This is a genomic window from Sediminibacterium sp. KACHI17, from assembly GCF_040362915.1.
Lineage (GTDB): Bacteria > Bacteroidota > Bacteroidia > Chitinophagales > Chitinophagaceae > Sediminibacterium.
In genome coordinates this window covers 2,381,767-2,407,711 of sequence record NZ_AP029612.1, presented here as the reverse complement: position 1 = coordinate 2,407,711, position 25,945 = coordinate 2,381,767, and the positions used below count along the sequence as shown (strand labels likewise).

Annotated in this window: 25 protein-coding genes; 6 read left to right on the top strand and 19 right to left on the bottom strand. The window is 39.4% G+C overall.

Annotation, left to right across the window (positions count from 1 at the left end):
* Positions 1 to 26: 26 nt before the first annotated feature.
* The 13 genes from ABXG83_RS10725 to ABXG83_RS10665 all read right to left on the bottom strand — a co-directional run bounded on the left by ABXG83_RS10725 (position 27) and on the right by ABXG83_RS10665 (position 14,178).
* Positions 27 to 758, bottom strand: a complete 732-nt coding sequence (locus ABXG83_RS10725; protein WP_353548860.1) for a hypothetical protein — start codon at positions 756 to 758, stop codon at positions 27 to 29.
* Between the two features lie 195 nt (positions 759 to 953).
* Positions 954 to 2,801, bottom strand: coding sequence for an amidophosphoribosyltransferase (locus tag ABXG83_RS10720; protein ID WP_353548859.1), 1,848 nt, complete (start codon positions 2,799 to 2,801; stop codon positions 954 to 956).
* 54 nt (positions 2,802 to 2,855) lie between these two features.
* Entirely contained in the window at positions 2,856 to 3,419 is a 564-nt protein-coding gene (locus tag ABXG83_RS10715) for an NAD(P)H-dependent oxidoreductase (RefSeq protein WP_353548858.1), read from the bottom strand.
* A gap of 107 nt (positions 3,420 to 3,526) precedes the next feature.
* On the bottom strand, positions 3,527 to 4,237 hold the full coding sequence (locus tag ABXG83_RS10710) for a pirin family protein (RefSeq protein WP_353548857.1): 711 nt from the start codon (positions 4,235 to 4,237) through the stop codon (positions 3,527 to 3,529).
* 93 nt (positions 4,238 to 4,330) lie between these two features.
* Entirely contained in the window at positions 4,331 to 4,711 is a 381-nt protein-coding gene (locus ABXG83_RS10705; protein WP_353548856.1) for an OsmC family protein, read from the bottom strand.
* 79 nt (positions 4,712 to 4,790) lie between these two features.
* Complete coding sequence (locus ABXG83_RS10700; protein WP_353548855.1) at positions 4,791 to 5,318, bottom strand: YceI family protein; 528 nt, start codon at positions 5,316 to 5,318, stop codon at positions 4,791 to 4,793.
* Between the two features lie 126 nt (positions 5,319 to 5,444).
* Complete coding sequence (locus tag ABXG83_RS10695; protein ID WP_353548854.1) at positions 5,445 to 6,317, bottom strand: pirin family protein; 873 nt, start codon at positions 6,315 to 6,317, stop codon at positions 5,445 to 5,447.
* A gap of 1 nt (position 6,318) precedes the next feature.
* On the bottom strand, positions 6,319 to 7,038 hold the full coding sequence (locus ABXG83_RS10690; protein ID WP_353548853.1) for a pirin family protein: 720 nt from the start codon (positions 7,036 to 7,038) through the stop codon (positions 6,319 to 6,321).
* Between the two features lie 50 nt (positions 7,039 to 7,088).
* A complete protein-coding gene (locus ABXG83_RS10685) occupies positions 7,089 to 7,547 on the bottom strand; it encodes a MarR family transcriptional regulator (protein WP_353548852.1) in 459 nt (152 codons plus the stop codon).
* Positions 7,548 to 7,762: 215 nt separating this feature from the next.
* Positions 7,763 to 9,151: a peptidylprolyl isomerase gene (locus ABXG83_RS10680; RefSeq protein ID WP_353548851.1), complete on the bottom strand. Its 1,389-nt coding sequence runs from the start codon at positions 9,149 to 9,151 to the stop codon at positions 7,763 to 7,765.
* Between the two features lie 194 nt (positions 9,152 to 9,345).
* A complete protein-coding gene (gene infB, locus ABXG83_RS10675; RefSeq protein WP_353548850.1) occupies positions 9,346 to 12,252 on the bottom strand; it encodes a translation initiation factor IF-2 in 2,907 nt (968 codons plus the stop codon).
* A gap of 136 nt (positions 12,253 to 12,388) precedes the next feature.
* Positions 12,389 to 13,639, bottom strand: coding sequence for a transcription termination factor NusA (gene nusA, locus ABXG83_RS10670; protein WP_353548849.1), 1,251 nt, complete (start codon positions 13,637 to 13,639; stop codon positions 12,389 to 12,391).
* 68 nt (positions 13,640 to 13,707) lie between these two features.
* Complete coding sequence (locus ABXG83_RS10665) at positions 13,708 to 14,178, bottom strand: ribosome maturation factor (RefSeq protein ID WP_353548848.1); 471 nt, start codon at positions 14,176 to 14,178, stop codon at positions 13,708 to 13,710.
* A 160-nt stretch (positions 14,179 to 14,338) separates the two neighbouring features.
* On the opposite strand from ABXG83_RS10665, the gene ABXG83_RS10660 reads away from it, so the two are divergent.
* Positions 14,339 to 14,581 (top strand): hypothetical protein, encoded by a 243-nt coding sequence (locus tag ABXG83_RS10660; RefSeq protein WP_353548847.1) that lies wholly within the window; start codon positions 14,339 to 14,341, stop codon positions 14,579 to 14,581.
* A gap of 113 nt (positions 14,582 to 14,694) precedes the next feature.
* On the opposite strand, the gene ABXG83_RS10655 is transcribed toward ABXG83_RS10660, so the two are convergent.
* Positions 14,695 to 15,309 (bottom strand): HAD family phosphatase, encoded by a 615-nt coding sequence (locus ABXG83_RS10655; RefSeq protein ID WP_353548846.1) that lies wholly within the window; start codon positions 15,307 to 15,309, stop codon positions 14,695 to 14,697.
* Positions 15,310 to 15,397: 88 nt separating this feature from the next.
* Positions 15,398 to 16,264, bottom strand: a complete 867-nt coding sequence (locus tag ABXG83_RS10650) for a PfkB family carbohydrate kinase (protein WP_353548845.1) — start codon at positions 16,262 to 16,264, stop codon at positions 15,398 to 15,400.
* 187 nt (positions 16,265 to 16,451) lie between these two features.
* On the opposite strand from ABXG83_RS10650, the gene ABXG83_RS10645 reads away from it, so the two are divergent.
* Entirely contained in the window at positions 16,452 to 17,363 is a 912-nt protein-coding gene (locus tag ABXG83_RS10645; protein ID WP_353548844.1) for a hypothetical protein, read from the top strand.
* Here ABXG83_RS10645 and ABXG83_RS10640 read toward each other — a convergent pair.
* The 4 genes from ABXG83_RS10640 to ABXG83_RS10625 form a co-directional block, all read right to left on the bottom strand.
* Entirely contained in the window at positions 17,357 to 19,540 is a 2,184-nt protein-coding gene (locus ABXG83_RS10640; protein ID WP_353548843.1) for a multicopper oxidase domain-containing protein, read from the bottom strand. The genes ABXG83_RS10645 and ABXG83_RS10640 overlap by 7 nt on opposite strands.
* 4 nt (positions 19,541 to 19,544) lie before the next feature.
* A complete protein-coding gene (locus ABXG83_RS10635; protein ID WP_353548842.1) occupies positions 19,545 to 20,027 on the bottom strand; it encodes a DUF3347 domain-containing protein in 483 nt (160 codons plus the stop codon).
* 42 nt (positions 20,028 to 20,069) lie between these two features.
* Positions 20,070 to 20,285, bottom strand: a complete 216-nt coding sequence (locus ABXG83_RS10630) for a heavy metal transport/detoxification protein (protein ID WP_353548841.1) — start codon at positions 20,283 to 20,285, stop codon at positions 20,070 to 20,072.
* A 124-nt stretch (positions 20,286 to 20,409) separates the two neighbouring features.
* Positions 20,410 to 20,916 carry a helix-turn-helix transcriptional regulator gene (locus tag ABXG83_RS10625; protein WP_353548840.1) on the bottom strand — a complete coding sequence of 169 codons (507 nt, stop codon included), beginning with the start codon at positions 20,914 to 20,916 and terminating at the stop codon, positions 20,410 to 20,412.
* A 202-nt stretch (positions 20,917 to 21,118) separates the two neighbouring features.
* On the opposite strand from ABXG83_RS10625, the gene ABXG83_RS10620 reads away from it, so the two are divergent.
* The 4 genes from ABXG83_RS10620 to ABXG83_RS10605 all read left to right on the top strand — a co-directional run bounded on the left by ABXG83_RS10620 (position 21,119) and on the right by ABXG83_RS10605 (position 25,878).
* Complete coding sequence (locus ABXG83_RS10620; protein ID WP_353548839.1) at positions 21,119 to 21,682, top strand: AraC family transcriptional regulator; 564 nt, start codon at positions 21,119 to 21,121, stop codon at positions 21,680 to 21,682.
* 83 nt (positions 21,683 to 21,765) lie between these two features.
* Complete coding sequence (locus tag ABXG83_RS10615) at positions 21,766 to 24,006, top strand: heavy metal translocating P-type ATPase (RefSeq protein ID WP_353548838.1); 2,241 nt, start codon at positions 21,766 to 21,768, stop codon at positions 24,004 to 24,006.
* Positions 24,007 to 24,152: 146 nt separating this feature from the next.
* The gene (locus ABXG83_RS10610; RefSeq protein ID WP_353548837.1) at positions 24,153 to 24,386 is read left to right on the top strand and encodes a heavy metal transport/detoxification protein; all 234 of its coding nucleotides are present in this window, start codon (positions 24,153 to 24,155) and stop codon (positions 24,384 to 24,386) included.
* A gap of 10 nt (positions 24,387 to 24,396) precedes the next feature.
* Positions 24,397 to 25,878, top strand: a complete 1,482-nt coding sequence (locus ABXG83_RS10605) for a hypothetical protein (protein ID WP_353548836.1) — start codon at positions 24,397 to 24,399, stop codon at positions 25,876 to 25,878.
* The last annotated feature ends 67 nt before the right edge of the window (positions 25,879 to 25,945 follow it).

Sequence of the window (25,945 nt, the reverse complement as noted above, 5' to 3'; positions counted from 1 at the left end):
GTTGATCCTTGATGTAAGGTTTATTTTTAGCCTTTTACAATAGACTTTAGTAATTCCTGAATACTCTCTGACTTTCCAAGTGGCTCTATGAGACAATTAAATAAATTGACTCCTAATGCTAGATAAGTAGCAGGGTGTTTTAGTTTGTTATATCTCCAGGCTCCTAAAAATAGCAGTACGATAATGATAATTTCTGTAAAATAAATGGGCTGCATGATATTAATATCAGGCCACTGCTTTATTTGCATACCAACATATACATTTTGTATCCCTCTACCCAAAGCGGGCATCATGATAATGAAAACAGTTGAGATAAGCCACCAAGAATGATCTTCTAGTTGCTTTCTGTGAATGATACTTTTTATTACTGCAACACCAAATGCTGTCATCATTATAATTTCTATTGCTGCAACACCTAAAAAGAACCATGGTTGAAATGGACCAAATACATCTGCCTTCTCTAATGCATTTTGAGCATTTACAATATCCCGATTCATCATACTCAGAGCAGAAAGGCAAACTCCTCCCGCAATAAACATTCCAATGATACCATTCGTTCTATGTCGATTAAGTTGCTGATGCGTTGCAAAATAAGGCTGAATGATCAGGTACAAATACCATACAGTACCGGTCCAGTAATGGATATGAACTGACCATGCATTATCCGAAAAATCACCCCAATAATCTTTTAGTATACCTAGTTGCATTATAACCATTGGGATGAGCATCCAAAGATGCAAAGTCCTGTATTTAGTCATAAAGAATTGTTTTTCAGAGAATAGATGTGGAAGAAATTACAGACGACTTATCAATTTACGAAAGTTTACTCATCAATTATAGCTTTTCGATTGATTGAGGATGGACTTTTAAAAAGTTAGAAAACTTTCCAAAAGCAAAACGCCCCATGAAAAATGAGGCGTTCAAACTATTCTAATCCTTCAGCAGAAGAGGTTTTAATATCCGCGAACGTTCTTTCCTTCAATAAAATTCAAAAATGCTTTATTCACAACTTTGTTACCACCCGGAGTTGGATAGTTGCCTGTGAAGTACCAGTCGCCGGTGTTGGTCGGACAACTATCATGCAGATCTTCAATGGTTTGGTAAATCACTTCCACCGGTATATGGATCTCTGCAGGCGTAATCAGTTGTGCAATTTTTTCAGAAATTTCTTCGGTACTGAACGGCTTGTATACTTGACGTACTACATTCTCGGTATGTAGCTGTCCTGCACGTGCCAGTTCTTTTATTTTCTCATGCACTTCTGTAAGCACATGTTCCATATTTCTTTCTTTTAATAATGCGATCGCTGCACGGAAAGCAATGAAATCGCCGAGTTTACTCATATCAATTCCATAACAATCCGGATAACGGATCTGTGGTGCCGAAGAAACGACGATGATCTTTTTGGGTTTCAATCGCGCCAGCATGCGTACAATACTTTCTTTCAAGGTTGTACCACGCACAATGCTATCATCGATCACCACCAATGTATCTTCTCCCGGACGCACTGTACCATATGTTACATCGTATACGTGCTGCACCATTTCATTTCTATTGGCATCTTCGGTAATGAATGTACGCAGTTTCACATCTTTGATCGCGATCTTCTCTTGTCTGATCTTACGCGTGATCATCTCCTCTAATTTGTCCGGCGTAAAATCATTACCCCAACTAAGAATACGTTCTACTTTGATCTTGTTCAGGTATTCTTCCATTCCTTTTACCAATCCATAAAAAGCAACTTCTGCAGTATTCGGGATATAAGAGAAGATGGTATTCTTCAGGTCATTGTTGATACGCTCCAATACTGTCTGACTCAAATGATGACCCAATGCAATTCTCTCACGGTAAATTTTTTCATCACTGCCGCGTGAAAAATAAATACGTTCAAAACTACAAGCTCTTCTTTCTTTGGGTTCTACTATTTGTTCGATGCTATAATTTCCTGCATCATCTACAATAATGGCTTTACCCGGCATCAATTCCATCACTTCATTCTCACCCACATTGAAAGTTGTTCTGATGGCTGCGCGTTCACTGGCCGCAACGATCACTTCGTCATTGATATAAAAATATGCAGGACGAATACCATGTGCATCTCGCATCACAAAACTACTCCCGTTACCCAGCAGCCCCCCAATGGTATAACCACCATCAAACAAAGGCGTTGCTTTTTGCAATACTTTTTTCAGATCCGCTGCATTGGGATGAAGCTCATCTTCTTTGGCCAGAAAATGATGGATCACTTCCATCATCGCAGCAAGGTCACTCTGTTTTTGAAAGTCACCGGGGTTCATATTGATGAGATCGAATAACTCATCTGTATTCACCAAATTAAAGTTCCCCGCAAGTGCCAGGTTCTTACCCGGCATCAGGTCTCTTTTAATAAAAGGGTGACAGAACTCTACATTATTCTTTCCCTGCGTACCATAACGAAGGTGTCCGAGTAAAAGCTCTCCAAGAAAAGGGAGATGTCCCTTCATCAATCCCGGGTGTTGTTTGATATCTGGCTGGTATTTTTCCAGTTCCTGTACTTCCTGTCCGATCTTAAAGAAAATATCTGCGATAGGCTGCGGTGCATTGCTGCGCATACGATGAAGGAAGGGGTTACCCGGCTCAGTATTCAGTTTCACAGCGGCGATTCCGGCACCGTCTTGTCCACGGTTATGCTGTTTTTCCATCAGCAGATACAGCTTATTGAGGCCATAGGTTACCGTACCATGTTTCTGTAAATAATAGGAGAAAGGTTTCCGGAGTCGAATATAGGCTAGCCCACATTCGTGTTTGATCTCGTCGCTCATGTTATGATTTAAAAAGAAGTGGCGAAGTTAACAACTCCGCCACGTTTTATAAAGTTAATTGTAAGCCGTACTCAATTCCGGTCTCAGGGTCTCTGCCAACCATAGGAACTCATTGGTAAACAGGTCAATAGACTTGCTGAAAGAACTATCTGTGAGTTCTCCTGCTTCATTGAATTTCTTGTCAACAAATGGCGTCACCAACATATATGGTGAAGCGACACCAAATAATGCAGGTACCAGTAATAATAACTGCTGACTCGCTCTCATACCACCCATGGCACCGGTTGATGCGGTTACAAGACCAAAAGGCTTATGCGCCTGTTTAGGAAAATGATCCATCAAATTTTGCAATGCCGGAGAATAACTGCCATTGTATTCTGGTGTTACCAGAATAAAAGCATCTGCCGCAAACATTCTTTCTGCCAATGGCTTGAAAGCTTCTGGGGTATTCTCAACAGAGGAAAATACATTCTCCAACAAAGGCAGTTTCCAATCACGTACATCAATGATATTCACCTGATGAGGGGTATGCTGTGTCAAATGTTTTTGTAAGAACAAAGCCACTCTATAAGTAACACTATTTGTCCTTGGACTTCCTGAAATGATTTCTATGTTCATGTTTTGCAAGTTTGGGAGATGGTCAATAGCCCATAGTCCATAGACCATCGTTAGTACATTCTCATTTGCCTTGACCATGGACTATGGACCATGGTCTATCGACTCCTCTAATGATTAATCGGCACCTCTATAACAATAAAGCGGCTCTCCTGTTCAGTATGCAAGGTAAATTCGTTGGTGTCCCAGATGCCTACTGCGTCTCTATTATTGAGGATTGTTCCGTTTATCGTAAGTGAACCCTCGATGACAAATATGTAGACACACTTGTTCAAGGGAGGAAATAGATATTGGATAGATTGATTCGCGTCAAAATAACCCAGACTCAACTTCGCATTCTGATTGATCCAACAATGTGTTATACCTTCTTCGTTACTGACGATTGTGGTCAGTTGATTTTTTCTTTTTGCTTCCGGAAAATATCTTTTTTGATAGCGCGGTGTAATATTTTGCAATTTTGGCTCGATCCATATTTGCAGGAACTGTACATCTTCATCACCTATATTATGCTCTTCATGTCTGAGACCTGTTCCAGCACTCATGATCTGTACCCAGTCTTTTTCGACTACCTCCGCATAACCCATCGTGTCTTTATGGTTCATTTTTCCTTGCAGCATCACACTGATGATCTCCATATTGGTATGTGGATGTAAACCAAATCCTCCACCTTTTTTTACGGTATCATCATTGAAAGTGTGCAGTAATCCAAATGCCTTACGAGAGGGGTCTTGATAAGACGAAAAACTGAAAGAAAAATTACTGATAAGCCAGCCAATATCTTTTACTCCTCTTTCTGCTGCGGGAAAAAATTTTATTTTCATATTATTGTTCTTCTGCGTCCCCCTTATTTCTCATGTTCGCTGGATAAAAATTCACGGCAGCGAACATGAGAAAGGGAGGTGGCGCGGAGTTTTTTAGTTGATAGAACTGTTTACTTCTATTGCGCCGCTCAATGTTTTGGATACGGGACAGAGTTTTGCGATCTGTAATAATCGATCTTTCTGTTCCTGATCCAGGTTACCCTTCAGTTGGATGTTGCGACTGAAAACCGTTTTTCCATCCATTCTTTCCAAACCAACTGCTACATCTATTGCTTCTACCGGCCATTGTTTTCGGTCAGCATACATCCGAAGGGTAATTGCAGTACAACTTGCCAACGCAGCTTCCAGTAACTCATCAGGTGCAGGAGCCAAATCCGTTCCTCCTTGCGCCGCTGGTTCATCCGCACTAAATACATGCCTTCCATTCTCCAAATGGACCTGATACTTTGTGGTTGTTATGCTGGCTTTTGTCATACTGGTAATTTTTATGTGAATGGTGAATTGTCAATTGTGAATGACTATTTGGAATAAATCGTACAAATCCTATTCACAACTATGCTTGCTTAATCATCTGAACTGCTAAATGCAGTTTTACTTCATCACTTACTACAACACCACCTGCTTCAGTTACTGCACCCCAGCCTAAACCAAATTCTTTACGGTTGATCTTTCCGTTGATCTCAAATCCAGCTTTATGCTGACCCCAAGGATCTACCATAGTACCACCAAATTCAACTGCAAGGTCGATGGTTTTTGTTACATCACGGATGGTAAGATCACCGGTAAGGGTGTATTCATCATCACTTTTCTTTGTCAGGCTTTTAGAAACGAAAGTCAGTTTAGGAAATTTTTCTGCAGCGAAAAAGTCATCACTCTTCAGGTGACCATCACGCTGTTCGTTATTGGTATTCACGCTGTCGATGTCTGCTTCAAAAGAAATTTTTGCATCGCTGAAATCAGCTGCTTCAGATTCCATGGTAGCATCAAATTTGGTAAAACTACCGGTTACGTTGGTGATCATCAGGTGTTTTACCTTGAATGTGATCTCACTGTGTGCTGCGTCGATTTTGTAAGTTGCCATTGTTTGTGGTTTTTAGTCCATAGTCCATAGACCATGGTATTGTTTACGATTTGATTTTATGTTAAGAATTATTGATAGTAATTTTCATTTGTTCTTCACTATTGACTATCGTCCATGGACCATGGACTATTCTTCTATCAACACCCCCATCTTCCCCAACTGATAATCACGGAAAGCTTCCATGAGTTCGGTTTGGTTGTTCATGACGAACGGACCATGAGAAGCTACTGGTTCATTGATTGGTTCTCCTGTTCCGATAAATACGGTACTGTCTTCCAATGCTTCTAATTCAAACCCTTCACCATCGTTTTGAAAGACGGCTACATATTTTCCTTCTACTTCACTGTCACCTGTCACTTGCATCTTACCTTGAAGCACATAGATAAAAGCATTGTGAGATTCGGGAATCTGAAAAAAATATTTTCCCCCTTTTTGAAAAGTTGCGGTAAAAGTGTTCACATCAGAGAGTGTATGAATTTTACCGGTTGTATTGCCTAAGTTTCCGGCAATGACATTGACTTGAACCAATCCATCTGTTGTTGTGATCTTCGGTGTATCATCTGCTGTGAGCGGTTGATAAGAAGGCTGATCCATTTTATGTTTAGCGGGTGTATTCACCCATAACTGAATCAGTTCTTGTCTTCCACCGATCTCATGAATATCTGCCGGAGGTCTTTCGCTATGGATCACTCCCATGCCTGCATTCATCCATTGTGTACCACCTGCATATACCACATTATTATTACCTCTGCTATCACGGTGATGCACACCTCCTTTGAAAATAAAACTCACCGGAGAGAATCCACGGTGTGGATGTGGACCCACGCCTGCATGTTTTACATCAACATGTGTAGGGACTTTGATATCCGCATGATGCAACAATAAAAATGGATCGATACTTTCTGCTTTCGCAGAAGGGAATGGCTGCCTGATAGGCATACCACCCATGTCCATTGGTGTTGCGTATAAAATACTTTTAATGGTTCTGCTCTTGTTCATTTTACGCCTCCTCTAATTTCATCGGTACATCGATCAATAATATTTCAGTATTGCTATTTGCAGTGATATTGATCGTTTCTGTTTCCCAGATCCCTAACCCATCTCTCGCATCGAGTTGCTCACCATTGATGGTCACTTGTCCACCAATGATAAATGCATACACACCATTTTCTTTTCTTTTGATCTGATAGATCTTCTCAACACCTGCTTCCAGGTTAGCAAGAGAAAACCATGCATCCTGATTGATCCATACTGCATGCTCATCATCAGGAGCAACAACGGTCAATACCTGATTCAAACGATCTTCCGGTTTGAAAGACTTTTGTTGGTAACGGGGTTCGATGTTTTTCTCTTTGGGAAATACCCAGATCTGTAAAAATTTTACTTCTTTATCATGATTGGCATTGGTCTCACTGTGTGCAATACCGCTACCAGCACTCATGATCTGAACATCGTGCTGACGAATGATCTCGTCTCTACCGGTGGTATCCTTGTGGTGTAAATCGCCTGATAGTGGAATTGAAACGATCTCCATATTATCATGCGGGTGTTTGGAAAAGCCCATCCCACCTTTGACAGTATCGTCATTCAATACGCGGAGCGCACCAAAATGAATACGTTCAGGATTATAGTAATGTCCAAAGCTGAATGTATGGTAACTGTTCAGCCAACCAAAACTGGCATGTCCCCTTGTGTTTGCTTTGTGAAGTATTGTTTTCATAACGTATGTTTATAGATACATGTACATACATGTATTTGTTCAAAAAAATATCAGCTTTCTTTTTCTCGTACTTTTTCAAGTAGTTGATTGATCGCTAAAGCTTCATCTTCATTGATCACCATCACATCATCGAAAATAGCATTGATACGATGTGTGCTGGCTTCAAGTACCGCAATTCCACTTTGTGTTAATGAGATCACAGTCTCTCTTTTATCCGCTTCTGAAGTGGCACGCTTTACCAACTTTTTGATCTCTAATCGGTCAATGATCCGGGGAACATTCGAGTTTTTTTCGATCATCCTGCACGCAATGTCTTTCACACAGATCAATTCCGGATGTTTCCCTTTGAGTATTCGCAATACATTGTACTGCTCATGTGTTAACCCAAATTCTTTCAATTCTCTGCTCATCACTGTTTTCAACCACCAGGCTGTATACAGTATATTTAATCCCGCCTTATGCACTTCGCTCTTAAATCTTGTACTTTGTATGGCTTGTTCCAGTTTCACAACACAAATATATGTACATACATTTAATTATTCAAAAAATATTTTTATTTGGGTTTAAAACATTGATTATCAAATTTTTAATTTCGAAATAAAAATTCTAAATAATAGATGTAGGTACAAAAAGAACGCGGATCAGTAGTTGATCCGCGTTCTTTTCTATTATTATTGATGTCCTTTCTTATTTCCTGAATCTTCGTTCCTGATCCTTCAAAACATTAGTTCTTACGATCGATTTCTGCTTTTGCTGCAGCTGCTTTCCATTCTTTTAAGCTCTCACAACCGGTGAAATCTTTATCGATGGAAATAAAATAGTTCGGGATATGCTCTTTGAACCATTTATCCAAAGCCTGTGTCTTTTTTGACTCCAATGCTCTTTGTGCAATACGGTTATAATCATCCATCAGGTTTTCACGATGTGGTTCTGTTCTACGTTTCAGATGAATCAAGCGAACCGCTTTACGGCCACGCTCATCTGTATATACTTGTGGTGCCGAGTAATCGCCTGGTTTGAGATCTTTCAATGCTACCACCATGTCTTTATCCAACATATCAATACTCAGGAAAACATTACCATCTTGTCCTGAGATAGAACCAGCACTGAATTTACTATTCTCGTCTTCACTGTACTTACTCACGGCTTCACCAAAAGAAAGGCTACCGGCGAGCAATTGTTTTTTTACGGAATCCAATTTTTTAACAGCGTCCTTGATCTCATCTTCTGTTACCGGAGGAATGCGCAGGATATGTCTTACCACTGCTTCGTCGCCTGAGCGTGACATCAGTTGAATGATATGCAAACCGAACTTCGACTTCACCACAGGAGAGATTTGATTTTCTTTTAGTCTGAATGATGCAGAAAGAAAAGCTGGATCCCAGTTGCGATCATTTCTATTCAGGTTGTATTGCCCTCCCTGATCTTTACTACCCGGATCTTCAGAATACAATTTTACCAGTGCTTCAAATTTCTGTGTACCGGACTCTACTGATTTTTTGTAATCATACATTTGTTTCGATACATATTCCTCTACATCACGATTGGCTTTGGGAATGATCACGATCTGACTCAACTCCACTTCACTCTCATAAAAAGGCAAACTATCTTTCGGGATCTTGTTGTAATAGGCTTTAACTTCTGTAGGTGTGATCTTTACGGTCTCGATGATCTTGTTTTGCATTTGTTCCGCCAACTTTTGTTCACGGAAGCTGCTACGGAAATCTTCTTTTAACTGATACACGGTTTTTCCTGCGATCTCTTCGAGTACATCTTTTGATCCATATTGTTGGATGGCTGCGCGGATACGATTATCGATCGTGGCATCGATTTCTTCTTCGGTAACTACCAATGAATCTTTTTCGGCCTGAAGGATCAATGCTTTTTGAATCAGCTGTCTTTCCAAAACCTGACACTCTGTAGGAAATACAATATTCTCCTGACCCTGATACTGTCTTTTCATATCAGCGATCTCGTTGAGAATATCGGAACGCAGAATGATTCTGTCACCCACCTGACCCACGATCTTATCTGCCACCACTTTTTTGGCCTGTGCCATTACAGACACCATACCGGCACTTAACAAAACAACTATCAGAAATACCTTTTTCATATCAAATTATCTGCTTCAAATGTAATTAATCAAGACGTGTTTCCTTTGTCTGATAAGGGTTTTAACAAAAAAAAAGCGACAAGCGGCAAGCCACAAGCTATAAGATTTCATTTAAAGAAAAGGGAATGAAACCATCTTTAAATAGTAGTCATTCCCTCTCTAGTCTTGTAGCTTACTGCTTGTAGCTTGAAGCTTTATAAAGTTCTCTTCACTTCTTCTTCTTCAAATGCTTCTACGATATCTCCTACTTTGAGGTCGTTGAAGTTTTTGATGGTCAGACCACACTCCATATTCGATGCTACTTCTTTCACATCATCTTTGAAGCGCTTCAAGCTGCCCAGTTCTGCACTTTGTCCTTCACCTTTAGGATATTCCACGATACCGTCACGAATGATCCTGATCTTACTGTTACGGCTGATCTTTCCATCGAGGACGAAACAACCCGCAACGGTGGCTTTATCGAACTTATACACTTCACGTACTTCCACGTTGGCAGTGATCTTCTCCTGTATCTTAGGCTCCAACATTCCTTCCATCGCGCTCTTGATTTCATCGATGGCTGTATAGATGATAGAGTATAATTTGATCTCCACTCCTTCATTTTCAGACAGTTTATTGGCCTGCATAGAAGGTCGTACGTTAAAGCCGATGATGATGGCATCTGAAGCCGTTGCCAACAATACATCACTTTCAGAAATCTGTCCAACCCCTTTATGCACCACTCTTACAGCGATCTCTTCAGTTGACAGTTTTTGTAATGAATCACTCAGGGCTTCTACCGATCCATCCACGTCACCCTTGATGATGATATTGAGTTCTTTAAAGTTACCCAAGGCCAGACGACGTCCGATCTCATCAAGTGTAATATGTTTTCTTGCACGCAGACCTTGCTCACGCAGGATCTGAGCACGTTTGGTAGCTGTTTCTTTTGCTTCTGCTTCGTCTTCATACACTTTGAATTTCTCACCCGCTTGTGGTGCACCATTCAAACCTAAGATCACAACCGGTGTAGAAGGCGGTGCTTCATCGATGCGTTGATTACGCTCATTGAACATGGCTTTTACACGACCGTAGTATTGTCCGGACACGATCAGATCACCCTGACGTAATGTTCCGTTTTGTACCAAGATTGTTGCAACATATCCACGTCCTTTATCCAATGAAGCTTCAATGATAGTACCTGCCGCTTCTCTGTTTGGATTGGCTTTCAGGTCTAATAATTCAGCTTCCAGCAATACTTTTTCCAAGAGCAGATCAACATTCAGACCTTGCTTGGCAGAGAGTTCCTGGTTTTGGAATTTACCACCCCATGCTTCTACCAGAATATTCATCTGTGATAACTGCTCGTATATTTTTTGCGGATTAGCACCGTCTTTATCGATCTTATTCACCGCGAAGATCATCGGTACATTCGCTGCTTGTGAGTGACTGATGGCTTCTCTTGTCTGAGGCATCACTGCATCATCCGCAGCCACTACGATGATCGAAATATCCGTCACTTTCGCACCACGTGCACGCATCGCGGTAAACGCTTCGTGACCCGGTGTATCTAAGAACGTAATCGCTTTTCCATTGGGTAATGTTACCTCATACGCACCGATGTGCTGCGTGATACCTCCTGCCTCACCCGCTACCACATTGGCATTACGGATATAGTCAAGCAATGAAGTTTTACCATGGTCAACGTGACCCATGATCGTAACAATAGGTGGTCTTGATACCAGATCTTCTTCGCTATCCTCATCTTGTTCATCATCAAACTCATCAGTTTCATCTACACCAATGAACTCTACTTCAAAACCATATTCACTTGCTACCAACTCAATCACTTCAGCATCTAAACGCTGGTTGATAGATACCATGATACCAAGGTTCATACATTTTCCGATCACGTCTGCAAAGCTCACATCCATCAGGTTGGCCAACTCACTCACGGTCACAAATTCTGTTACCTGTAGTTTGTTGTCTTCGCCCATCTCATTGCCCATCGCCTCAGCAGCTTCATCACGCTTTGCTCTTCTGTATTTGGCTTTCAGGCTCTTGCCGCGACCACCAGTTCCGGCCAGTTTGGCCTGTGTTTCACGGATCTTTTCCTGAATTGCTTTCTGATCTATTTCTTTGTCTTCTGCCTGTCCACCACCTCTTCTATTTCTGTCGCGGTTACCACCGCCTTTATTTCCACCACCTTGGTTACGGTTGAAGTTTCCTCCACCTCCACCTTGGTTATTTCTGTTATTTGCTGGAACGATCGGACGATTTGGACCTGTCAGCGGACGTCCATCAGGACCCGTTTGTGGCGGAGGTGCCCCACCTTCTTTACGATCAACAGGGATGCGTTTGCGTTTACGCTTTTCATCTCTTGCTGCCGGTTTTGGACGGGTATCACTGTTAACAGGAAGTTCAATCTTACCAAGGATCTTCGGACCTTCTAATTTTTCTGCACGGATATTCTCGATCACAGGAGGCGCATTATTATCTGCTTCTTCTGTTACCTGAGGTGCAGGTGTAGCGGGAGCTTCCGGTACAACGGGCGCAACAGGCTCCTCTTTTTTGGCTTTTGCAACCGGTTCTTTCGGCGCAGAAGCTTCTTCTTTTTTCTTTGACGCTTTTTTAGGGCGAGTAGAAGAATCGATCGCAGAGAGATCAATCTTATCCAACACTTTTGGCAACTCAATCTCCGGAGCTTCTGCTTTGATCACTTCTGCTTTTTCTACAACCGGCTCAGGCTGTGGTTCAACAGGTTTCGCTTCTACTACCGGTTCAGGTTTTACCTCCGGTTTAGGCTCTTCTTTGGGAGCGGCTGCGGCTGCTGGTTTTTTCTCTTCTTTTTTATTGAAAGAAAGATCCTCTTCGTCTTTTTTCTTCTTCGCTTCAGCCTGTGCTGCTTTTGGTATCTCTACCTGATCAGCCTTGTTCTTCGCTACTTTATCACTTTGAAACTCTGCCTGAAGGGCATAGTACTGGTCTTCTGAAAGCTTAGCGGTAGGCTTCAGTTCATCTTTATTAAATCCTTTCTTCACCAGGAAGTCGATCAGGGTATCCTGACCAATATTGAACTCCTTGGCGGCTGCTAACAGTCTTGGTAATTTCAGTTCTGACATTCAAGTTTTTTTGGTCCATAGTCCATAGTCAATGGTCCATGGACTATGGACTATTGTCCATGGACGAATTATTATACGGCTACCAATCTGTTGGATAACGGTTTGTTACGCAACAAATATAGCTCCTTACAAGCGCTTATTCTTCTCTATCGAACTCTTCCTGTAAGATTCTTCTTACTTCAGCAATGGTTTCTTTTTCAAGATCGGTTCTTCTTTCAAGCTCTTCTGCGGTCAAATTCAGGATACTACGGGCAGTATCACAACCAATTCGCTTGAATTCGTCGATCACCCATGGCTCAATTTCATCACTGAATTCATCCAGATCGATATCAAATTCATCCACCACTTCTTCATCTTCTCTGAATACATCGATCTCATATCCGGTAAGTTCACAGGCCAGTTTGATATTGACACCGCGGCGACCGATCGCAAGTGATACCTGATCTGCTTTCAGGTACACTTCTGCATGCTTCTTCTCGTTATCGAGTTCCATATAACTGATCTTGGCTGGCGTCAGTGAACGCTGGATCAATAATTGGATATTGGTAGTGAAGTTGATCACGTCAATATTTTCATTCTTCAACTCACGAACGATACCGTGAATACGGCTACCTTTCATACCCACGCAAGCTCCTACCGGATCGATACGGTCGTCATAAGATTCAACTGCCACTTTCGCACGCTCTCCCGGATCACGTACAATCTTTTTGATGGCGATCAGTCCGTCAAAGATCTCAGGTACTTCAATCTCCAGCAATTTAGCAAGGAAGGTTGGACTGGTTCTTGAAAGGATGATCACCGGTGTATTGTTCTTAAGGTCTACACGCTCAACCACCGCACGGATATTTTCTCCTTTTTTGAAATAATCTTGCGGGATTTGCTCTGATTTGGGAAGGATCAATTCATTACCTTCTTCATCCAACAGCAATACTTCTTTTTTCCAAACCTGGTATACTTCTGCACTGATGATCTCTCCGATTCTGTCACCATATTTTTTGATCAATACATTCTTCTTCAAATCACTGATACGACTTGCCAGTGTTTGTTTTGCAGCAAGAATCGCACGGCGACCGAAGTCTACCATATCTACTTCTTCATACAATTCTTCCCCAACTTCAAAGTCAGGTTCAATTTTCACTGCATCTGTATAAGCCACTTCAGACAAAGGATCGATCACTTCTCCGTCTTCTACGATCATACGTCTACGGATGATTTCCAAGTCTCCTTTTTCAGCATTTACAATGACATCAAAGTTTTCGTCGCTACCGTATTTCTTACGAAGCAGTGTTTTGAATACATCTTCCACCACTTTCATCATCGTGGGACGATCAATATTTTCTGCGTCTTTAAATTCCTGAAACGCTTCGATGAGGTTGATACTAGCCATGTCTTAAGTTTTAGAAATTCGCAAGACAAGCTTCAAGCTGCAAGCTTTAAGCTACAAGTCTTACTGAATTAGAATTTGATTTGAACTGTTGTTGATTTTATATGATTGAATGGTATAACCAATTGTTGTGTAACGGCTTTTTTGCCTTTGCCTTCCGTATGCTCTACGATGATATCCGCTTCTGCTACTTCCAATAATTTCCCTTCCTTTTTTGTTCCATCATTAAACAGTACTTCGATAAAACGACCGATATTTTTTTTGTACTGACGATGCAGTTTCAACGGCTCATCCAATCCCGGCGATGATACTTCCAATGAAAACTCTCCTTCAGGATACATACCGGTTTCATCAATCAGCTTATACAGCTTGCGATTGAACGATACACATTTCTCAATGGCCAGCCCTTCATCCCCATCCAAAAACACTTTTACATTGTTGGTGGGTTTAATGCGAACCGACACACAGAAATAGGCAGGTTCTTCTGCCAGCATGGTCTCAATCAGCTGCTCGATCTTCGCTATTTGTGTTTCTGTTGACATATCTAAATAGAAGAAGGGAACGCTTCCGTTCCCTTCTGTTGTTCTTTTCCTAGTGCAAATGTAGTGTATTTAACCCTTACGCTCCAAATTAACCTCATCCCCTCCACCTTTCGAGGGGTGATGCCGGGGCGAGGTTAGGTTAATGTTTTATCTTTGAGGCATGATGAAACTATTATTATGGGGGTTGTTGATCTACTTCCTTTACAATCTTATTTTCAAATTCGTGGTTCCGGTGAGTAAAGTGGCATCACAGATGAAAGGACAAGTGAAAAAAATGCAGGAACAACAAGAAGCGGCCAGAAAGGAGTTTGAAGAGCAACAAAGATTCCAACAGCAAGCTGCAAATCAAGCTTCAGCCCCTAAGAAAGATGAAGATTATATTGATTTTGAGGAAGTTAAGTGAGTGAGGAAGATACAAGATCCAAGTAGCCAGAATACAAGTTTACATACCGCAACATGAAGTCCGACGAAAAGAGGACAATAGATCTTTTAATGGTCTGTCATCTATCAACTCCCCTAAAACCCCAAATCCAGCACTGTTCTACCATTATTTAATAGAATGGTTTGTAAGCCGGCTTGTTGTGCCCCTTCGATGTTTTTTGGAGTATCGTCTATAAATAATGTCTCCGCGGGGTCTAGATTTTCCAATTCCATGATCTTTCTATACGAGTCCGGGTAAGGTTTTCGCATCCCTAATTCATGAGAATAATAGGCTTTCCTGAAATAATCGTTGAAAGACGACTGTGGGAATTGCTTTTCAAATTTATCTATAAAGCACTGATAATGAATAATATTAGTATTTGAAAACAGGTATATTGGATATCGTTGCCCAATCTCTTCCAACCATTGTAAACGCTCTTTCGGAAAATCCAACAACATCGCATTCCATGCATTCTCAATAGCTTCATCAGATAAGCTCGTCTTTGTTTCCTTTCTGAATGCATCATAAAAATCAACCGGCGTGATCTTGCCCGTTTCTAAAGATTCAAACAAAGTATTTGAAAATTGTTGGCTAAAAAATTGATTGAACTCTTTGACGCCCAGATCAACAAAAGCTTGTTCCGTTTTTTGATAATCGATATTTAAAAAAATTCCTCCGAGATCAAACAAGATATTCTTAACTACATTCATAATGATTCTTTCAATTACAAACTTAACTTCTTTCTCAGAGTAGAATGCTGTGTCGAAATAGTATGATGTAGAAAAACTGATGAATGGATCATGAGTTCAGTAAATCGGTTATAGCTGTTTCCGTTCCATTAAACGGACCTGAAGCAGCTATTTTCACAGATGCCATTGCTGCACCAAAGATCCCTGCTTCATAATAGCTCGCTTTTTGAAACCGTTTGTACAAATACCCCGCCATATAAGTATCACCACAACCTGTTGCATCCACCACAGCGCTTGGTTGTATTGCAGGAACTTCATAAAAATTTCCTTCTGCGTAAATCAGTGACCCTTTACTTCCTAAAGTGATGATCACTTCTTTAACACCTGTATCTGCTAAATATTTTGCCGCTCCATAATGATCAGATAGGCCTGTTAATTTTTCAGCTTCTGTTTCATTGGCTTTTAAAATGCTGATATAGGGTAGTACTTGCTTTGCCTGGCTCCAGCTTGTAGCCACCACTTCCTGATCTATCACTTTACGTAGGTAGCCTTGAACGTCTAATGAGACCCTACTCTTTGCTGCAAGAGCTTGTATCAGTTCTGCGGACATATCTTCTGCTAGCAATGGTCCGAGATGAAATATTGAAGATTGAAGAGCTGCAATATCTGCAAACTGAAACGGATCGGCAGTAAACAATACTTTTTGTTCTCGATGATCACTTTGATCAGGATAGATATTTTCAAAGTATACTGTATGCTCACTTGATAAAACTGTTGTATCAATTCCTGCTTGTATCAGATCCTCTGCAAATGCAATATCAGTTTTTGCTAGAGATGTTACCAAATGATAGCGAACAGGCATTTTTTTGATGGCATGCGAAAAATAAAAAGAAGTACCTCCCGCCATATGAACCGTATGATGAGGCGTTACGATCTTATCATGTGTGAGGTGACCTATGCAACAGATATCGTACATCTAAAATTTATTCTACAAATAAAGCGATAAGATACTGAATAAGCTACAATCTATCGACGATAGTAAGCTATTGATAGAATTTAATTACTCAATCCAGATTGCATATATACCTTCCTTATACTTTCTCCTTCTTCAACCAGAAATAGCATGATCACAGTATCGTGCGCACATTCTTAAGCACTTTGTTATGTCAAGAACAATCTGGTTGATCATGAAAAAAACCACTTATCTAATTATTGCATTAAGCATCATCGTTTTAACACTTGTTCAGTGCCGTGTGATTTGGTTGCCACCGAAAATATATATACCTGACAAGGTAATTGTATTGAACCCGCCGGTAATGACACTGAGAGAATATACTACTAGTGGATTGATAAATACACATGCGAGACCTTACATATACCAGATTACAAATAGTACGAACGGAGGAGCAGTTTATGTTTTTGGAGCAGCGCACAGTAAAGATCCCAAACACCCACAAGTAGCAATGATGGATAGTATATGGGATCTATTCAATCCAACTACAGCCATGCTGGAGGGAAGATTAGGGTATTTGATCACGTGGTTACATAATCCTATAGAAAAGAAAGGAGAAAGTGGCTTTACTGCCAGGAAAGCAAAAAAGAAAGGAATAGAACTGTTCACATGGGAGCCCGGGCGCGAAAATGAGATCAATGAACTGATCCATAAAGGATACCATCCGAAATTAGTAGCCGCATTTTTTAGCTTAGGTGTTCATAATAACAATTGGAAGAATTTCTCCGCTGAAAACCAGAACAAAGAAATGATGAATGCTATTGACAGTAAAACAAAAAAATATTCATCCTTAAAAGGACTTATTACTTCTGTAAATGAAATTGATAGCATTTGGAAAGCAGAGTGTCCGAATATTCCCAGCTGGCGAAGTTATAAACACCCCAAAAACGGTTGGCCATCCGGGAAGCTTGAAGATATATCTGAGCTTACTAGCTATATAAGAGATGAACATCTTTGTAGATCGATCATTGACCTAGTTAGAAAAGGACAACGTGTTTTTGTAACGATGGGTGCAAGCCATGCTGTTACCATTGAAAGAACACTTAAGGCAATGATTCAATAAGTAATGGTAATACCTGCACCCCAACCCATATCACTATCATAATGCGATGAGACTGAAACATACTTAGACAATATGTACCGAAATCCTGTCGTATACTCTTTGTCTGTATTCCACATAAGATTCATTCGTAGTCTGCTACTGACAGGAATATCTTCTCTACCGATTTGCATACGAACATTTCCTTTCATATCAACGCGGGTATCAAATCTTAATAACATGGGAAGTGTATACTGAAATCCAAAGCAAATAACGCCACGTTGATCTTTGGTATTCACTTGACCAAAAATATTCTTTTCCATTTCCGTATGTTTCCGATAACGCCAGTCAAAACCAATATAAGGCATGAACCATTGGTTTCTCCCGATCAATCTGCCAATATGAAACTCATTCTCATAGCCCTTTTCCGGCGTAAGCCCTAATCGCCATTCATTCTGAAACATCCATCTGGTATTGGCCAACATGATCTCTCCATCACTACCATTACTCTCTACTCCTATTTGTGCCCCTAAATAGAAACGTCTGTCATCTCGATAAACTTTTCGTAAAGCTTTTATTGGATCAGGAATTTGTGGATTAGCAGGCGTATTCTCATAAGAAAATATTCTCCCCATTCCACTCATCATGTGATATAAGATATGACAATGAAAATACCAATCCCCATATTTCTCTGATGCATGAAACTCAATGGTATCAGTCTCCATAGGCATAATGTCCAAAACTGTTTTTAATGGAGCATATTCACCTTGCCCATTCAACGTACGAAAGAAGTGTCCATGTAAGTGCATGGGGTGACGCATCATAGAATTATTGGTGAGTATGATACGTATATTCTCTCCCTGCTTGATCAATATCTTATCCGACTCGGAAATGGTTTTATTATCAAGTGTCCACACATAGCGATTCATATTACCGGTAAGTTCAAATTTCAACTCTCTAACCGGTCCATCAGGTAGTGTAGTTTTAGCCGGCGCGCGAAGCATCGCATAATTCAGTGTTACAATGTTTTCATTACTGTCTACGATCTCCGGGTACATGACAGTATTCATGTCCATTTGCTGCAAACTCATTTTCATCCCCATATCATTCATGGTACCATCCATATTCATCATTCCATTCATCATCTTCATTCCCTCAAAGTATTTTAAGCGAGGTAGTACAGGCGCATATTTTTTCTCTCCTTCCCCAAGCCATAATGAAGTACTGCGTGTTCTGTCTTCTGCAGTAGACAATAATTCATAACTGCCTGCATCTGGAATAGTAACAACTACATCATAGGTTTCTGATACTCCGATAATCAGTCGGTCTACTTCTACCGGAACAACTTCTGCACCATCATTTGCAACAACACTCATCTTGCCGCCCGCAAAACGTATCCAGAAATAAGTGGAAGAACTTCCATTGATGATTCGCAATCTTACTTTATCTCCCGGCTTGTATCGGGCATGCATGTCATCCACTTTCCCATTTGTAAACAATGCATCATAATAAACGTCACTCACATCCATGGCCATCATTCTTTTCCACTCATTGATTACTTTGGTTCCGAATTTTTTCTCGCGAATGGCTTGTATATAATTCTGTGTAGCTCCTTTTTTAATGGCATACCAGTCTGTGGCAAAATGCAAGGACCTTTCTACCTGATGGGGATTTTCATTGATCCAATCACTTAATAGTACTACTTCCTCGGCTTCTGTAATTTTCTTTTTCGGCTGAATCACAATAGCCCCATACATACCGCTTTGCTCCTGAAGCATGGTATGTGAATGATACCAATACGTGCCATGCTGAACAATCGGAAACCGAAACACATGCGTACTAAGTTTATGAATGGGAGCTGTTGTAAGATAGGGTACGCCATCCTGCTCATTCGGAAGTATAAGGCCATGCCAATGAATAGAAGTTTCCATGTGCATCAGATTGTGCACCTGTATCTCAGCAGTATCGCCTTCAGTGAAATAAAGTGTGGGCGCTGGAATAGAGCCATTGATAGCAACCGCGTTAGATTTCTTTCCGGTATAATTCACAACGGTATCCGTTACATACAAATGATAAACAATCTTGTTCCCTTGTCGCACCATAAAAGGTTGACGTGTTGCTGAAACAGCATGTGCATTATGTTGCGTAATGCCATTAAGAGATACGGAAAGAAGGATATATACTAAAAGCAATAAACGCATTTCTTTATTCTTTGATTGTTTCTTTGATACTACCACATGAAAGCATGGCATTTCCATAGTAAGGATTACGGATCGTCTTTTCTGTACTTAACCAATAGGCTTTTTTCATTGGACAATAGTCCACATAAAGTGAGGATTCTTTTACAGATACGATCTTAAACAAATCGATCATGGGTTGTGATAATGCTGCAAAAGCCACCCGTTGTTTTGCCAGATCAGATTGTGAAGACAGCTCTTTTGCATGCTTATTTAATACATCCTTGAGAGAGCTGAAAGCTTTGGCTTCTTTTTCAGAAAGAGCTTGTGCAGAGAGATTCTCGATCTTCCCATTCAATACAGTAGCCGATTTTTGTGCATTGGCTGCATTGCTCTCAACTAATTGGTTTTTTAGATCCAGGTATTGACGTAAAAGTTCTTGTAAAGAAGCGGTTTGTCCGATACCCATTTTCGAAATGAGTAACATGATGATGATCAGTAGCTGTTTCATATAATTGATTTTAGTGTTTACAAAGCGTAATAACAGAACCCATTATTGAATGGGTTCTGCTTTAAATCCTGCTTCCTGTACCGCTTTCACAACATCACTTGCAGCTGTATTTCCATTGGCAGTAACTTCTAATACTTTATCAGGATTATTCACATCCACTTTCCAATTTTCAGATCCTACAACTTCATTCAGAAAAGGAGTAGCTTTTGATACACAACCCATACATTTAATGGTTGTTTTGAATTTCAGTGTTTCCATTTTTCACATTTGATTTAGTGGGGATCATTCCCCGTTTAATAACAATGTAAAATTAGAATCACTATGTGACCGACTTGTTATAGAATCCTCAAGTAGATGTATATAATTTTCAGTTGGTCGTAGATCAGTCTTTGATCTTATCCAGGGGTTTACGCTTATTTTCCTTTAACTGCTTGAAGTGTGAAGGCGTTAATCCGGTTACTTTTTTAAACTGTTGAGACAAATGCTGAACACTGCTATAGCCCATTTCATAGGCAATTTCGCTGAGGCTTTTCTCATCATACATCAATAACTCCTTGACTTTCTCAATACGCTGGAGAATTGCATATCGTTCGATGGTAACCCCTTCTACCGAAGAGAAAAGTGTACTTAGATAATGATAATCGGTCTGTAGTTTCTCTTCCAGTATGGCAGATAATTTTAAGTTCAACTCTTCTGCATCTTTTCCGTGAATCAATGAAACAATTGTGGTCTTGATCTTTTCAACGATTTTAGATTTTTTATCATCGAGTAATTCAAACCCGTGATCTTGTAAAAGAGATCTGATTGTTTCCAATTGTTGCCGATCCGGTGTATTCTTCAACTCTACCTGACCCAATTGTATTTGGTTAAAATCAATCTGAAGATCCATAAACAACTGCTTTACGACCATAATACAACGATCGCAAACCATATTTTTTATGTGTAATTGTTCAGACATAAGACATCAAATATACAAACAGTCATTTATTAAATACGATACATATTTAAAGATGGATTATATACATCTTTCTTAAAATCCTATAACAATCATCCAATACTTAGCTGCGTACTTTGACTTCAAAACATAAAGTATGCAACAGACAGTATTTATAAAAGGAATGGTTTGTCAACGTTGTATCGAAATCATCACTACGGAACTCAAAAAAATCAACTTACTACCTGCTGAAGTTATGCTTGGGGAATTGAAATTTTCGTCTGACAACCGTTACTTAGATCTCAATCTATTGAATGATCAAATAAGGCCTTTAGGATTCAGCATTCTTGAAAATAGAAAAGAGAAGATCGCCGGAATAATAAAAAAGATAATCCATGATGTGTACAATGGAGCATTTGATTTTCCGGAAGGTTTTCTTTTTTCCGGATATTTATCAAAACAGATAGGCAAAAGCTACGATACTATTAGTCATTTATTTTCCTCTGAAGAAGGCTCTACTATTGAAAAGTATCTTATTGAGTACCGAATAGAAAAGACAAAAGAGTTTCTTCTGTATACGGAATATACATTAACAGAAATATCATTTAAACTGGGATTTAGTAGTACTGCGCATATTTCAAGACAGTTTAAACAATATACAGGAATGACTCCTAGCGATTTTAAAACCATACATGCAAGTGGAATTAAAACAAATAGGTAGCTATAAATTTTATACATCATTAAGCTCATTATATAAAGACATCAGTAATAGCTGTATTTAGCTTTGTACTAAAATAATTTAACATGAAACAAGAAGATTCTCCAAATATCAAATCTGTACGAAAAACATTTCCTATTTTGGAGATGACTTGTGCAGCTTGTGCAGTGAGTGTTGAATCAATGCTCAGGTCTTCTGAAGGTGTATTGGATGCAGGAGTAAACTTTGCCAATCAAGACGCATGGATCGAATATGATCCTGAAATAACCAATCCGGAAAAATTTCAGACAGTAGTTCGATCTATTGGATATGACATCGTAATAACAGAAGAAAATAAAAACGAGATAAAAGAAGCAGCAAGGATTCAGCATTATGAGTCAATCAAAAAAAGAACGATCTGGTCTTCCATATTATCACTGCCGATAGTTATTCTAGGCATGTTCTTCATGGACCTAACAGGGGGAAACTATATCATGATGGCACTATCAACTCCTGTAGTTTTTTATTTCGGTAAAAACTTTTTTATTAATGCATGGAAGCAAGCCAAGCATAGTAAAGCAAATATGGATACCCTGGTTGCGCTTAGTACCGGTATTGCTTGGCTTTTCAGTGCTTTTAATACACTCTTCGCTGATTTCTGGCATGAGCGTGGCACACACCCGCATGTTTATTTTGAAGCTGCTGCCGTAATTATTGTGTTTATTTCATTGGGGAAATTATTGGAGGAAAAAGCCAAATCAAATACTTCATCTGCGATCAAAAAATTAATTGGTTTACAGCCACAGTATGTGACATTGGTGACTGAAGAGGATCAATTAAAAGAGATAGCCATTGCTTCCGTTCAAAAGGGCAATATCTTATTGGTAAAGCCGGGTGAGAAAATTCCTGTAGATGGCACCATCACAAATGGAAGTTCTTATGTAGATGAAAGCATGATCACGGGTGAGCCTGTTCCGGTAGAAAAAATTGTAGGGAAAAACGTATTTGCAGGAACCATTAATCAGAAAGGTAGTTTTCGATTCAGGGCTGAAAAGATTGGATCAGAAACATTTTTGGCACAGATCATCAAGATGGTGGAACAGGCGCAGGGAAGTAAAGCCCCTGTTCAAAAACTGGTAGATAAGATCGCAGGAATTTTTGTTCCTGTTGTGATCGGAATCTCTATACTTACATTTATCAGTTGGATGATTTGGGGTAATGAAAATGCATTCACATATGCCTTAATGAATGCGGTTACCGTTTTGGTCATTGCTTGTCCTTGTGCTTTGGGTTTGGCCACACCTACTGCTATCATGGTAGGTATCGGAAAAGGTGCCGAAAACAATATACTTATTAAAGATGCTGAAAGTCTGGAATTAGCACATAGTATCAACGCTGTAGTATTAGATAAAACAGGAACCATTACGGAAGGAAAACCTGAGGTAAGTGATGTGATTTTTAAAGATGAACACGATTTGAGTGAACTACAATCTGTTTTATTATCCATCGAACTTCAGTCAGAACACCCTTTAGCAGAAGCCGTTGTTCAACATTTTGAAAACAGCGCTATCAAGCCCGTACACTTACACAGGATCGAGAGTGTAACCGGCAAAGGAGTGATCGCGGATTACAATGATCAGCAATATGCTATCGGAAGTCCATCAATGATGAAAGAAAATAAAACTACCATAGATATGGTTTTACAAAAAAGAATAGATGAGCTTCAAAAACAGGCTAAAACAGTGATTGTTTTTTCAAAAAATAGTGTTGCGAGAATTGTATTAGCCATCACAGATAAAATCAAAGAAAGTTCGGCCGCCGCTATCGAACGTTTACATAAAATGGATATTGAAGTATATATGTTAACAGGAGACAATCAGCAAACTGCAAGAGCAATTGCTGATCAGGTAGGTCTTACAACATACAAGGCAGAAGTAATGCCTGCTGAAAAGGCAGCATTCATTGAGCAACTGCAAAAACAAGGAAAAATAGTGGCAATGGTTGGCGATGGTATCAATGATAGTCATGCATTGGCTACTGCTGATGTTAGTATCGCAATGGGTAAGGGTAGTGATATTGCGATGGATGTTGCAAAAATGACATTGATCACATCAGATCTGACTAGTATCCCAAAAGCCATTCAACTTTCAAAGAAAACTGTAGCAACGATCAAACAGAATTTATTCTGGGCATTTATTTATAATATTATTGGTATCCCCATTGCAGCAGGTGTCTTATTTGCGGTAAATGGATTTCTTTTAAACCCAATGATTGCAGGAGCTGCGATGGCACTGAGCAGTGTAAGTGTTGTTAGTAATAGCTTAAGACTAAAACTCTCTTCGATATAAAAGTGTAGTTGGTTTGGTGTTACAGCCCGGTTAATAGCCGGGTTTTTTTGTATGAATTATATACAACAAGCAAGTTAATATGCAAATTAAAAATTTTACCCAAGGATAATTTTGTGCATGCTTTTGATAAATTAAAAATTTTAAAAATGGAATTTATCACCTTCAAAACAAATATTAACAGTGAATCTGCTGTTGAAAAAATTGCTCCTTTGCTAAACACTATTGTTGGCAAAGCCAACTGGCAAATAGACATTTCCAGTTCTGATAAAAAGCTTACAGCTTATTCGCAAAGTATACTTAATGAAATTGAAATCATTAGTGCAATTCATAAAGCAGGATTTTCCGCAATAAGTATTGAGGATTATTATCTGATCTATTAAAAATTGAATCATGACAAAGATTATTGCGTCACTCTTGCCAATCCTTTTACTAGTATTTCTGGGTTGCGGAAAAAAAATTAATCTGCCGAACGAATTAGAAAAAGAAACTTCAGTCAGATTCCATCTATCAGGAATACCTTCTGAGAGAAATGAGATGTATGTTCTTGTTACTGCTGTCAAAGAAAACGGAGATACGATCTTCAGTAATAGAAAAATTTCTGTAATGAATGAACAGGGAAGATATACTACTAAAGCATTACCAGTTAATGCAAGTGAATTAGTAATTACTAAATTCCTTGTTTTTTATTCAGCTGATTCGATATACTTAGCAAATCCAAAGACAGGAAGCATTAAAGAAAAAAGTGTATCGAAAGCACTTCCCATCAAATTTAACATCCAAAAAAATAGCGAAAATCAATTAAGCGTTCCCGTTACCGCTGTGGATCCTTCTGAAAATGCAGCTGCATATGGATATCATCAAACAGAATTTGGATCTTATTCAACCATCCCATTATTGTTTCATTTAAGTGTTAAGGTCGGAAAGATTTGGTACGACAGTTTACCAGGCCTATTAACTATCCGAGCTAGGTACACTGATGGACAAATTTGGACGAGAGAAATTCAATTATCTGAAGGTCTAACAAGAATAAATATACCATCAGGCTTAAAAGAATATGAACTAGATATCGAAAAATGGGGCGTAATAATGCACAAAAAATTAAATGAAAATACAATCCATTCGGGAGATCACATTCACTTAACAGCTGAAAAAGAAGCCCGTTATCTTATATCTGAATCAGTATTTATAGATAATGGTGCAGGATATATTCCTGATAGTAAAAAGTATTTTTTTTATGACACTTATGACAGAATTGAGAAAACATTGTATTATCAAAGATCCGCCAGTCAACAGGAAATGGCCCTGACATTTCAATCAAACTTTCGTTATCATTCCGGCAATAAATGGGATACGATATTAAGATACAATGCTGCAGGCGAACTGGTCGGCTACTTGAGCAGAACATTCAATAATGATAAAGTGATATCTGCGCAGGAAAAAAATTATGATTATTATACAAACGCAGATTATAGTTATCATACTTCTGCAGATCGTAATGAGGTCAATGCAACTTATCGCTTTAGTAATGGCAATTCGCTTGATTATAAAATGTATTTTAAAAAGGGGAATAATATTCAGGATAAGGCAACTAGTTCAACAGGAAGTATTGAGTCAGGCAATTATTTGTATGACACGAATATTAATCCATTTTATCAATTAGATTTTGACGATCTGTTTTTATCAGGACATTCTAAGAATAATGTAATTAGTAGCTCAAAGCTATACTTTGGATCATTTCCAGCCGTAGTTCCCTATCATGTGAAGTATAGCTATACTGAAGACGGTTACCCTTCAGAAGTAATCATTAGTTATAAAGGCTATACATCACAAAAACATTCATTTCGAATGAAAAAGATTTATCAGTATCGGTAAGTATCAGTTTCATATACAAACACGTAGTGAAATCGGAGGGACTGTTCTCAGTCCCTTCCTTTTTTAA

Excerpts from the sequence above, each read along its gene's own strand:
- ABXG83_RS10725 (WP_353548860.1), bottom strand. The coding sequence starts at position 758 with ATGACTAAATACAGGACTTTGCATCTTTGGATGCTCATCCCAATGGTT.
- ABXG83_RS10720 (WP_353548859.1), bottom strand. The coding sequence starts at position 2,801 with ATGAGCGACGAGATCAAACACGAATGTGGGCTAGCCTATATTCGACTC.
- ABXG83_RS10715 (WP_353548858.1), bottom strand. The coding sequence starts at position 3,419 with ATGAACATAGAAATCATTTCAGGAAGTCCAAGGACAAATAGTGTTACT.
- ABXG83_RS10710 (WP_353548857.1), bottom strand. The coding sequence starts at position 4,237 with ATGAAAATAAAATTTTTTCCCGCAGCAGAAAGAGGAGTAAAAGATATT.
- ABXG83_RS10705 (WP_353548856.1), bottom strand. The coding sequence starts at position 4,711 with ATGACAAAAGCCAGCATAACAACCACAAAGTATCAGGTCCATTTGGAG.
- ABXG83_RS10700 (WP_353548855.1), bottom strand. The coding sequence starts at position 5,318 with ATGGCAACTTACAAAATCGACGCAGCACACAGTGAGATCACATTCAAG.
- ABXG83_RS10695 (WP_353548854.1), bottom strand. The coding sequence starts at position 6,317 with ATGAACAAGAGCAGAACCATTAAAAGTATTTTATACGCAACACCAATG.
- ABXG83_RS10690 (WP_353548853.1), bottom strand. The coding sequence starts at position 7,038 with ATGAAAACAATACTTCACAAAGCAAACACAAGGGGACATGCCAGTTTT.
- ABXG83_RS10680 (WP_353548851.1), bottom strand. The coding sequence starts at position 9,151 with ATGAAAAAGGTATTTCTGATAGTTGTTTTGTTAAGTGCCGGTATGGTG.
- infB (WP_353548850.1), bottom strand. The coding sequence starts at position 12,252 with ATGTCAGAACTGAAATTACCAAGACTGTTAGCAGCCGCCAAGGAGTTC.
- nusA (WP_353548849.1), bottom strand. The coding sequence starts at position 13,639 with ATGGCTAGTATCAACCTCATCGAAGCGTTTCAGGAATTTAAAGACGCA.
- ABXG83_RS10665 (WP_353548848.1), bottom strand. The coding sequence starts at position 14,178 with ATGTCAACAGAAACACAAATAGCGAAGATCGAGCAGCTGATTGAGACC.
- ABXG83_RS10660 (WP_353548847.1), top strand. The coding sequence starts at position 14,339 with ATGATGAAACTATTATTATGGGGGTTGTTGATCTACTTCCTTTACAAT.
- ABXG83_RS10655 (WP_353548846.1), bottom strand. The coding sequence starts at position 15,309 with ATGAATGTAGTTAAGAATATCTTGTTTGATCTCGGAGGAATTTTTTTA.
- ABXG83_RS10650 (WP_353548845.1), bottom strand. The coding sequence starts at position 16,264 with ATGTACGATATCTGTTGCATAGGTCACCTCACACATGATAAGATCGTA.
- ABXG83_RS10645 (WP_353548844.1), top strand. The coding sequence starts at position 16,452 with ATGTCAAGAACAATCTGGTTGATCATGAAAAAAACCACTTATCTAATT.
- ABXG83_RS10640 (WP_353548843.1), bottom strand. The coding sequence starts at position 19,540 with ATGCGTTTATTGCTTTTAGTATATATCCTTCTTTCCGTATCTCTTAAT.
- ABXG83_RS10635 (WP_353548842.1), bottom strand. The coding sequence starts at position 20,027 with ATGAAACAGCTACTGATCATCATCATGTTACTCATTTCGAAAATGGGT.
- ABXG83_RS10630 (WP_353548841.1), bottom strand. The coding sequence starts at position 20,285 with ATGGAAACACTGAAATTCAAAACAACCATTAAATGTATGGGTTGTGTA.
- ABXG83_RS10625 (WP_353548840.1), bottom strand. The coding sequence starts at position 20,916 with ATGGATCTTCAGATTGATTTTAACCAAATACAATTGGGTCAGGTAGAG.
- ABXG83_RS10620 (WP_353548839.1), top strand. The coding sequence starts at position 21,119 with ATGCAACAGACAGTATTTATAAAAGGAATGGTTTGTCAACGTTGTATC.
- ABXG83_RS10615 (WP_353548838.1), top strand. The coding sequence starts at position 21,766 with ATGAAACAAGAAGATTCTCCAAATATCAAATCTGTACGAAAAACATTT.
- ABXG83_RS10610 (WP_353548837.1), top strand. The coding sequence starts at position 24,153 with ATGGAATTTATCACCTTCAAAACAAATATTAACAGTGAATCTGCTGTT.
- ABXG83_RS10605 (WP_353548836.1), top strand. The coding sequence starts at position 24,397 with ATGACAAAGATTATTGCGTCACTCTTGCCAATCCTTTTACTAGTATTT.